Below are 10,558 nucleotides of genomic sequence, written 5' to 3'. Positions count from 1 at the left end.
ATAGCGGAGGGGTTCCACGCGTACCCATCCCGAACACGACCGTTAAGCCCTCCAGCGCCGATGGTACTTGGACCGAAGGGTCCTGGGAGAGTAGGACGCTGCCAAGCGAAGAACCACTGTTGATGAACAATCGACGGTGGTTTTTTTATTTACTGTGGATAAAGAATCGCGATTTATGATTTCACAGTGGATAAGGCACCAATATTCCGGTTTTCACGCGGATTTCATGCACATATTCCCGATTGCGCTGTGGATGATCCGTAACGCATTTGGGCCATCCACAGAAAAAGCGACAATACCGATCTTTTATTTTCATTTTGTGCACATACTTATCCCACTCGCACACACCCCATCTGCTTGTCCTTAAAATTTCGTCCACAAATTCACAAATTCATCCCCATCATTCACAGGTTTTGTTCTAATTTATGCTTAAAAGCCCCGCCGCCGTCTTTAGAATTCCTAATCTTGTGGGTAATTCATTGACTTTGCCAGGCCTGTTTGACATACTCGATGTGTAATCCACAGAAAGTGCAATTGCTTTATTTGATTTATCGTTTTACGAATACATAGCGAGGTGAAACGGGATGGAGATCAGGACATTAAAACCGGAAGAATTCGATGCCGCGATAGAGCTGGGCGAATACGCCTTTCAATACCGGATGACCGCGGAGGCGAAGGAGAAAGCCAGGAAACGATTCAAGCCCGAAAATACATGGGGCATGTTTGATGAAGAGGGGCGTCTAAGCGCCAAGCTGGGTCTGCTCAACGTGGACATTTTCGTCAACGGCAAAAAAATGCCGATGTCCGGGGTAGCCGGCGTGGCCACATGGCCCGAATACCGGAGGCAGGGTTTGGTGAAGCAGTTGCTTACCCATTCGCTGCAAGTGATGAACGAATCCGGAAAGCTGATCTCTATGCTGCATCCGTTTTCGTTTGCGTTTTACCGTAAATTCGGCTGGGAAATGTTCAGCGATTTTAAAAAATACGTCATTCCTACGGAAAAACTGCCCGCCAAACAAGTTACGGAGGGCACCGTTCGCCGCGGCGTGACGGATATCTCGGTTTTAAACCGTGTCTATGAAGCTTACGCCAGCCGTTACAACGGCATGATGGTTCGGGATGAAGACCGCTGGAAGCATGCCATCCTGAACGACGAAGAGGACCAAACGGCCGTATATTACGATTCAGCGGGCGAACCGCAAGGTTTCCTCTTATATAAAGTCCAGAAGCAAGAAATGCAGGTGTACGAGTTTATTTACCTGACGGAAGAAGCCAGACAGGCGTTATGGACGTTTATCGGCAATCACGATTCCATGATCAAGCAAACCGTGCTCGATCAGATGCCGGTGGATGACGGTTTGACATATATGCTGGCGGATCCGCGAATTACGCAGGAAATCGTTCCGTTCGGGATGGCCCGGATCGTGAACGTTCCCGGCTTCATTGAGGCATATGCCTTCCAAAACGACGGAAAGGAGCAGGCATGGACGGTTCAGATTCAGGACCCTTACGCCCCTTGGAACGAAGGAAAGTGGAAAATCGCGTTGTCTCCGGAGGGAACAGCAGCCGTAACGGCCGCAGATCCGGCGGAACCCGTACAGCTAAGCTTGGATATCCAGACGTTGACTGCGATGATGCTCGGTTACAAACGTCCCGGCGAGTTGTTGAACATGGGAAGGTTGGCGGGGGAGCCGGAAGCAGTAGCATACTTAGAACGGGTGATCCCCATTGGCCGAACCTTTTTGTTGGACTTTTTCTAAAATATTTTCGGGCCGCCGGATGCTTGACTCTCCTGCATGAATGCAGGGGAGTTTTTTATTCCCGAAATGAGGCATAAAAGCACGGAAACAAGGGACGGTTGCCTGTCTTTAAAGCAATTCGCACGAAATGCGATATTCTTGTACGCTTATAGGGATGGAATAAAGCAAAAAGGTCAAAAATGATAAAAGATGCTGGGAAAGGCAAAACGGCGTAACATACCGCTTGCGGAGCAATTTTACGGGCGCCCCTTGGCAAAATGCGAGAATGTGTTATAATATAGTCAAAGAAAGTCAAAGTCAATTATTGATCAAACATGCATATACTGTTGGAATCCTACAGTTTATGTATGATCCGAATGGTCTGAAGTTACACTAACCATGCGCTGCTGAAGACCCTGCCGGTCCGTTGCGGCTTGTGGGGTTACGGTTCGCATGACGGCTCATTGGTTAATGTCCATAGTAAATACCGGGATCATCGGCCGCGAATATGGGGTAACTCGGCTTGGCTTTCTGCAAGCAATACGCGGATTTTGCGCGAAGTCTGGAACCGGGCGGAAGCAAAATCCTGAACCAAGTGGAGGATGAACGATGCGTAATATCTCTGATGTTATTGAACAATATCTGAAGAGTATTTTGCATGAGAGTCCCAACGGTTTGATCGAAATACAGCGTAATGATTTGGCGGACCATTTTTCTTGCGTGCCTTCCCAAATCAATTATGTCATAAGCACCCGCTTTACGCTGGAAAAAGGTTATCTCGTGGAAAGCAAGCGCGGAGGCGGCGGATACATCCGGATTCGGCGCATCGATCTTCCGCAATATTCGGCGCTTCATACTCATCTGCATCAGACGATTGGCGATACCATCGACCAGACGGTCGCGGAAGGGCTCATCTACCAGCTGGAGGAGGCCCGGGTTCTCACCAAACGTGAAGCGAACATGATGCGGGCGGCCGTTTCCAGGGAGGCTTTGATGGTCAAACTTCCGTACAGGGATGAATTACGTGCAAGATTGATGAAGGCGATGCTGATTTCTTTGTTAGGCAAATAAGTCTACAGGGAAAAGGAGGTACAGCAATATGTTATGCCAAGAATGCGGTAAAAGACCCGCGACGCTGCATTTCACCAAAATCGTAAACGGCGAAAAAAATGAATTTCACATTTGCGAAACTTGCGCAAGGGAAAGAGGAGAGATGCTTCCCGGTACCTCGGGAGGGTTCTCCATACACAGCTTGCTATCGGGGCTGCTCGATTTTGAAACCGCGGGCAAAGGGATGGCCAGCAGCGTCAAAACCCCCCAATCCCTGCGGTGCGAGGAATGCGGAATGACGTATACCCAGTTCAGCAAAATTGGCCGGTTCGGCTGCAGCTCCTGTTATAAATATTTTGGCGACCGCCTCGATCCTTTGTTCAAAAGGGTGCACGGGAACACCGTCCACGTCGGTAAAGTACCGAAAAGAAGCGGCAGCAGGATTCAATTGAAACGTCAAATCGACGATTTGAAGCTCGAGCTTCAGCGGCGTATCCAACAGGAGGAATTCGAGGAAGCCGCCCAGCTTCGGGATCGAATCAGAACGCTTGAAAAAGAAATGTCAGGACAGTAAAGTATTCGCTTAAGGAGGAATGCGTGATGCCCAATCTCCGGTTTACCGAGAAAGCGCTGAGCGAATGGATGCGGGGGACGGCAAGCGACTCCGACATCGTAATCAGCAGCCGGGTACGGATCGCACGGAACCTGCAGCACATGCCTTTTCCCCTTTTGGCCACGCGCCAGCAGTCGGAGGAAGTGCTCAATCGTCTGGCCCAAGTGGCGGAGACTCCGAATCTCAAGTCTTTAGGGACGTTTTATACCGTCAAGCTGGATGAAATCGAGCCGATCGACAAAAGGGTGCTGGTCGAAAAGCACTTGATCAGCCCAAGCCTCGCAAGCGAGTCCCAAAATGGAGCCGTCATGATCAGCGAGGACGAATCGGTCAGCATTATGATTAACGAAGAGGACCATCTTCGCATCCAATGTCTGTACCCGGGCTTCCAGGTCCGCGAAGCTTGGGAAAAAGCGACCGCCATCGACGACCTGTTCGAAGCCGAGGTGGATTACGCTTTTGACGATAAGCGCGGCTACCTGACCAGCTGTCCGACCAATGTGGGAACAGGACTCCGGGCATCGGTGATGATGCATCTGCCGGCCCTGGTGATGACGCAGCAGATTAACCGGATTTTGTCCGCGGTCTCGCAAGTCGGCCTGACCGTAAGAGGAATTTACGGGGAAGGCAGCGAAGCAATAGGTAACCTGTTTCAAATCTCCAACCAGATCACGCTCGGGCAAACCGAATACGAAATCATCGATAACCTGCACAGCGTCGTATTGCAGATCATCGAGCACGAAAAAAACGCGCGGGCACGCCTCATGAACGATTCGCGACTGCGCATTACGGACCGGATCAAACGGTCTTACGGTATTTTGTCGTATGCGGAGGTCATGGATTCCAAGGAGGCCGGGCAGCGGTTATCGGACGTGCGTCTGGGGATTGACCTGGGGATCGTGCAGGGACCTTCCATTCCGGTGATGAACGAACTGAACGTCATGACGCAGCCGGGTTTTTTGCAAAAAAAATACGGCCACGACATGAACAGCGAGGAACGCGACATTTACCGGGCAAGGTTGATTCGCGAGACTCTGGCGAAAGCCTGAGCCGAAGTTTTAGACTGTAAGCAAACGAGAATTCGATGGAAACGAGAATGCAAAAATTCTTGAAATCATATTTCAAACTCATGGAGGTGCAGGAGAATGATGTTCGGAAGATTTACGGAACGCGCTCAGAAAGTGCTGGCACTCGCTCAGGAGGAAGCCGTCCGTTTAGGACACAACAACATCGGTACGGAGCATATTTTGCTTGGGCTGATTCGCGAGGGTGACGGCATTGCCGCGAAGGCATTGATCGGGCTAGGACTCGGACTCGAAAAAATCCAGGATGAAGTGGAAACGCTCATCGGCAGAGGTCAGGAGCAGCCGACCAATATCGCCTACACTCCGCGCGCCAAAAAAGTCATCGAGCTGTCCATGGACGAAGCCCGCAAGCTGGGACACACCTACGTGGGTACGGAGCATATCCTGCTCGGACTGATCCGCGAAGGGGAAGGCGTCGCGGCCCGCGTATTGAACAATTTGGGCATCAGCCTGAACAAAGCGCGCCAGCAAGTGCTGCAGCTGCTTGGCAGCAGCGAGGCCGTATCCAGCCACCACGGCTCCCAGGCCAACGTCAGCACGCCGACGCTGGATTCTCTGGCCCGTGACCTGACGGCCATTGCCAAAGAGGGCAACCTGGATCCGGTCATCGGACGGAGCAACGAAATCGAGCGCGTTATTCAAGTGCTCAGCCGCCGTACCAAAAACAACCCGGTACTGATCGGCGAGCCCGGGGTAGGTAAAACCGCGATCGCGGAAGGACTCGCCCAAAAAATCATCAACAACGAAATTCCGGAAACGCTGCGCGACAAACGCGTCATGACCCTCGATATGGGTTCGGTCGTGGCCGGCACCAAATACCGCGGCGAATTCGAAGACCGCCTGAAAAAAATCATGGATGAAATCCGCCAAGCCGGCAATATCATCCTGTTCATCGACGAGCTGCACACGCTGATCGGCGCAGGCGGAGCGGAAGGCGCAATCGACGCCTCGAACATTCTGAAGCCGTCGCTGGCCCGCGGCGAGCTGCAATGCATCGGCGCCACGACGCTTGACGAATACCGGAAATACATCGAAAAAGATGCCGCCTTGGAACGTCGCTTCCAGCCGATTACGGTGGATCAGCCTTCCCCGGAAGAAGCGATCCAAATCCTGTTCGGCCTGCGCGACCGTTACGAAGCCCATCACCGCGTGAAAATTACGGATGAAGCGATCGTGGAAGCCGTGAAGCTGTCCGACCGCTACATTTCCGATCGGTTCCTGCCGGATAAAGCGATCGACCTGATCGACGAGGCGGGTTCGAAAGTAAGGCTTCACACGTACACGATCCCGCCAAACCTGAAAGAGCTGGAAAGCCGTCTCGAAGACATCCGCAAGGAAAAGGATTCGGCGGTGCAGAGCCAGGAATTCGAAAAAGCGGCGGCGCTTCGCGATACCGAGCAAAAAATCCGCGAAGAGCTTGAAATCACCAAAAACCAATGGAAAGAAAAACAAGGCCGCACCGATTCCGAGGTAACGCCGGAGGATATCGCGCAAGTGGTATCCAGCTGGACCGGAATTCCGGTACGCAAGCTGAAGGAAGAAGAAACCGAACGCCTGCTGAACATGGAGAACATTCTCCATGAACGCGTCATCGGCCAGGAAGAGGCGGTCAAAGCCGTCAGCCGCGCCGTTCGCCGCTCCCGCGCCGGCCTGAAGGATCCGAAACGTCCGATCGGTTCGTTTATTTTCCTCGGTCCTACCGGCGTAGGTAAAACCGAGCTGGCACGCGCCCTTGCGGAAGCGATGTTCGGCGACGAAAATGCGGTCATCCGCATCGACATGTCCGAATACATGGAGAAACACTCCACGTCGAGACTGGTCGGAGCGCCTCCGGGATACGTCGGTTACGAGGAAGGCGGCCAGCTGACCGAGAAGGTTCGCCGCAAACCGTATTCCGTCGTGCTCCTCGACGAAATCGAAAAGGCGCATCCGGAAGTATTCAACATCCTGCTGCAGGTGCTTGAAGACGGACGCTTGACCGACTCCAAAGGCCGCGTGGTCGATTTCCGCAACACGCTGATCATTCTGACGTCCAACGTTGGGGCGGAAGCGATCAAACGGAACTCCACGCTCGGCTTTACGGCGGTCAACGATGCCGGCGCCGACTACAACAACATGAAAGACAAAGTCATGGGCGAGCTGAAGAAAAGCTTCCGTCCGGAGTTCCTGAACCGGATCGACGAAATCATCGTCTTCCACTCGCTGGAAGAGAAGCACATCGCCGAAATCGTTTCGCTGATGGCCGAAGAGCTCCGCAAACGGCTGCGCGAATACGACGTGGACTTTACGCTGACCGACAAGGCCAAAGCGTTCCTGGCGAAGGAAGGTTACGACCCTGCTTTCGGTGCCCGTCCGCTGCGCCGCGCGATTCAGAAGCATATCGAGGACCGTTTGTCCGAAGAGCTGCTGACCGGCAAGGTGGCCAAAGGCGACTCGCTGGTGATCGATGAGGAAAACGGCGAGTTGACGGTGAAAAAAGCGGATAACGTATCCGCAACGTCCGAAGCGTAATGAAAGCTACAGCTTAGTTTAATGAAAAGGATTGACCCGCTGCTGGTTTAGCGGCGGGCCAGTCCTTTTTTGCGTGATGGGATACTGGTGGAAGGATGCAAGCCATAAAACGGTTTCTCTATTCTTTATGTAAACTTTTTTCAAATACTTTACGATAAAACTTAATAAATGGTAAAATTATAATAATGCCAATTTTCTGAGTGATCGACAAATTTAGACAAAATCCATTACCTCTAAGGAGAGATCATGGCTAAAACGAAAACGAAATTTTATTGCACGGAATGCGGCTATGAGGCTGCCAAATGGTATGGCAAATGTCCGGGTTGTCAAGCTTGGAATACCATGATCGAAGAAACCGAAAGCGTCATTAAAACGCAGGGAATGAATTCTCCGCTCTTTCATAGTAAAGAAAAGGCGCTTTCGATCATAAATATAGAAAGCAGCAATGAAGCGCGCGTGCATACCGGCATCGGCGAGCTGAACCGCGTGCTCGGCGGAGGGATCGTGCCGGGGTCGCTCATTTTGGTCGGCGGCGATCCGGGGATCGGGAAGTCGACGCTGCTGCTGCAAACCTCGCATGCGTTGACCGTGTCAGGCCTGCGCGTCCTGTATATCTCCGGGGAGGAATCGGTACGCCAGACCAAACTTCGCGCCGACCGGCTCGGAGCTTTGTCTCCGGAGCTGTACGTGCTTTGCGAAACGAACATGGATCTGATCGAGGAAGCGATCAACAGCATTCAACCGCAGTTTCTCGTGATCGACTCCATCCAGACCGTATACATTCCGGAAGTGACGAGCGCTCCGGGCAGCGTGGCCCAGGTCAGGGAGTGCACGGCCCGGTTCATGCGCGTAGCCAAAGGCATGGGCATTGCAACCGTTCTTGTCGGGCATGTTACGAAGGAAGGGGCCATCGCGGGTCCGCGACTGCTTGAACATATGGTGGACTGCGTGCTCTATTTTGAAGGTGAACGGCATCATACGTACCGTTTGCTGCGCGCGGTGAAGAACCGCTTCGGGTCCACAAACGAGATCGGCATTTTCGAAATGAACGAATCCGGACTGGTGGAAGTGGAGAATCCGTCCGAACTGTTTCTGTCCGAACGTCCGCTTGGGGTGGCCGGCTCGACGGTGGTGGCCAGCATGGAAGGAACCCGGCCGGTTTTGGTCGAGCTCCAGGCGCTTGTATCCGCCACGCATTTTCCGTCGCCGCGGCGGATGTGCACGGGCGTCGACCATCACCGGATGGGGCTTATTATCGCCGTGCTGGAGAAACGGATGGGCATGTTCCTCCAGAACCAGGACGCCTATTTGAATGTAGCCGGAGGCGTGAAGCTGGATGAACCGGCGGTCGATTTGGCGATTGCTGTCAGCATCGCCTCCAGCTTTCGAGATATTCCGACAAAACCGTATGACGTGATGTTCGGCGAAGTAGGCTTGACCGGCGAAGTCCGGGCCGTCTCGCGCGCCGAGCAGCGGGTAAGGGAAGCCGAGAAGCTCGGCTTCAAACGGATCATCATGCCGGAAAAAAGCTTAAAGGGGTGGAAGCACCCCAAAGGAATCGAAATCATTGGCATCAATACCGTGGCAGATGCGCTAGCGGTCGCGTTAGATTAGGGGGCATAAGAGATGAAGGAACCGAGCCAATTGGATAAAATGAATGACCTGCTCAAGCTGGTTGCACCAGGCACCCCGTTTCGGGACGGCCTGGAAAACGTGCTGCGAGCCAAAACCGGCGGGTTGCTTGTCGTCGGCTACAGTCCGGAAGTGATGGAGGTGGTCGACGGCGGTTTTTCGATCAACTGCGATTTTTCGCCGAACTACCTATACGAGCTTGCCAAGATGGACGGAGCGATCATTTTGAGCGAGGACCTGAAGCGGATTCTGTACGCCAATACCCAGCTGATTCCGGATTCCTCCATTTCCTCGACCGAGACGGGCATCCGCCACCGTACCGCGGAGCGCGTCGCCAAGCAGACCGGAAAGCTGGTCGTGTCGATTTCGCAACGCCGCAACATTATCACTTTATATCAAGGCACGCTTCGATATGCGCTGAAGGAAATCGGCGTTATTCTGACGAAGGCGAACCAGGCGCTCCAAACGCTGGAAAAATACCGGGCGGTGCTGAACCAGTCGCTTACCAACCTCTCGGCATCGGAATTCGAAGAGCTGGTGACGGTACCGGAGGTCGTCAATGTCATTCAGCGGGTCGAAATGGTGCTGCGCATCAAAATGGAGATCAAGCGCTATATCAACGAGCTGGGCAACGAAGGCCGGTTGATCAGCATGCAGATGGAAGAGCTCGTCAGCAATATGGAAGAGGAAGCATGGCTTCTGTACAAGGATTACGCCCGCGAAGACAACGACGACAAAATCCGCGAGATGATATCCGGACTGAAGCGGGCTACCGACGATGAACTGCTGGATATCCATTACGTCATGCGGCTTCTTGGTTATCCGATCTCTGCGGCGAATTCGGAGGAATCGATCGCTCCGCGCGGATACCGCATCCTGAACAAAATTCCGCGGTTGCCGAACGTCATCATCCATAATTTGGTCGAGCGTTTCGGACGGCTGCCGCATATCATGATGGCAACCATTGAGGAATTGGATGAAGTGGATGGAATTGGCGAAGTCAGAGCCCGCAACATCAAGGAAGGTTTGAAGCGGTTGCAGGAGCAAGTGTTCATTGACAGACAAATTTAAATGCCATACAATCAAGTGATGATACGGGGGTACTAAAAAAATTCGAGGTGAAATAATGTTTACGAAATCAATTCCGAACATGTTTACGTTAGGTAACTTGTTTCTCGGAATGGTAGGAATTATGCTGGCCTTTGACAACAAATTCAGCTTGGCAGCCATCATGATCATTATTGCGATGCTTTGCGACGGATTGGACGGCCGGGTGGCCCGGGCGCTCAATGCACAAAGTGAATTCGGCAAGGAACTGGATTCTCTCTCGGATGTCATTTCTTTTGGAGTTGCACCCGCACTTATCATGTACGTTACTTCTTTTCATGGCATGCACCATGCGCTCATCTGGGCCGTGACGGCCATTTTCCCGATTTGCGGCGCTTTGCGCCTCGCAAGGTTTAACGTTCAATCCGGGATTCCGGGCTATTTCATTGGTTTGCCTATACCGGCTGCAGGTGGCGTTTTGGCCACGTTGTCGCTGTTCCATAAAGAAATTTCGGCTCCTTACATGATTTTTGCCATGTTGGTCCTGTCGTATTTGATGGTTAGCACGGTGAAGTATCCGAACTTCAAGAAAGTGGGGCTCCCGAAAAAAGCCGTGATGTACGCCCCCGTCGTGATCATCGCGGGAGTCGCTGTCGCCGTGATTTTTCCGGATCAGATATCCAAGCTTATTTTCGTTCCGCTGGTGCTGTATGCGGCCTACGGATTAAAGCAAAACGTGGAGAAGCTGACCCGCAGACGGAATCATGACCAATCGGCGGATCAAAACGTGTTTAACGATCATTCCTAGCCGGAAAAAATAAAAAGCATTTATTTCTCGCTGTCCGCAGCGGAAATAAATGCTTTTTTTGTTGCCGTTTATT

8 protein-coding genes and 1 rRNA gene are annotated in these 10,558 nt (G+C 52.5%); all 9 read left to right on the top strand.

Going from position 1 to position 10,558, the window contains the following annotated elements; genetic code table 11:
- A 5S ribosomal RNA gene (gene rrf, locus AC27KL_RS26890) occupies positions 1-107 on the top strand; the annotation flags it as partial.
- A gap of 477 nt (positions 108-584) precedes the next feature.
- A complete protein-coding gene (locus AC27KL_RS26885; RefSeq protein ID WP_487171694.1) occupies positions 585-1,760 on the top strand; it encodes a GNAT family N-acetyltransferase in 1,176 nt (391 codons plus the stop codon).
- 588 nt (positions 1,761-2,348) lie between these two features.
- Complete coding sequence (locus AC27KL_RS26880) at positions 2,349-2,810, top strand: CtsR family transcriptional regulator (protein ID WP_339322493.1); 462 nt, start codon at positions 2,349-2,351, stop codon at positions 2,808-2,810.
- A gap of 28 nt (positions 2,811-2,838) precedes the next feature.
- The gene (gene mcsA, locus AC27KL_RS26875) at positions 2,839-3,363 is read left to right on the top strand and encodes a protein-arginine kinase activator protein McsA (protein WP_339322492.1); all 525 of its coding nucleotides are present in this window, start codon (positions 2,839-2,841) and stop codon (positions 3,361-3,363) included.
- Positions 3,364-3,389: 26 nt separating this feature from the next.
- Positions 3,390-4,451, top strand: a complete 1,062-nt coding sequence (gene mcsB, locus AC27KL_RS26870) for a protein-arginine kinase McsB (protein WP_339322491.1) — start codon at positions 3,390-3,392, stop codon at positions 4,449-4,451.
- A gap of 96 nt (positions 4,452-4,547) precedes the next feature.
- Positions 4,548-6,998, top strand: a complete 2,451-nt coding sequence (gene clpC / locus AC27KL_RS26865) for an ATP-dependent protease ATP-binding subunit ClpC (protein WP_212952139.1) — start codon at positions 4,548-4,550, stop codon at positions 6,996-6,998.
- Between the two features lie 246 nt (positions 6,999-7,244).
- Positions 7,245-8,612: a DNA repair protein RadA gene (gene radA, locus AC27KL_RS26860; protein WP_212952138.1), complete on the top strand. Its 1,368-nt coding sequence runs from the start codon at positions 7,245-7,247 to the stop codon at positions 8,610-8,612.
- 12 nt (positions 8,613-8,624) lie between these two features.
- A complete protein-coding gene (disA, locus tag AC27KL_RS26855; protein WP_036712509.1) occupies positions 8,625-9,701 on the top strand; it encodes a DNA integrity scanning diadenylate cyclase DisA in 1,077 nt (358 codons plus the stop codon).
- 55 nt (positions 9,702-9,756) lie between these two features.
- A complete protein-coding gene (gene pssA / locus AC27KL_RS26850) occupies positions 9,757-10,485 on the top strand; it encodes a CDP-diacylglycerol--serine O-phosphatidyltransferase (RefSeq protein ID WP_036712512.1) in 729 nt (242 codons plus the stop codon).
- Positions 10,486-10,558 lie beyond the last annotated feature (73 nt).

The organism is Paenibacillus sp. YAE3 (assembly GCF_057546105.1).
The sequence above is the reverse complement of the archived record's forward strand: the minus strand, read 5'-3'. Positions and strand labels throughout refer to the sequence as shown.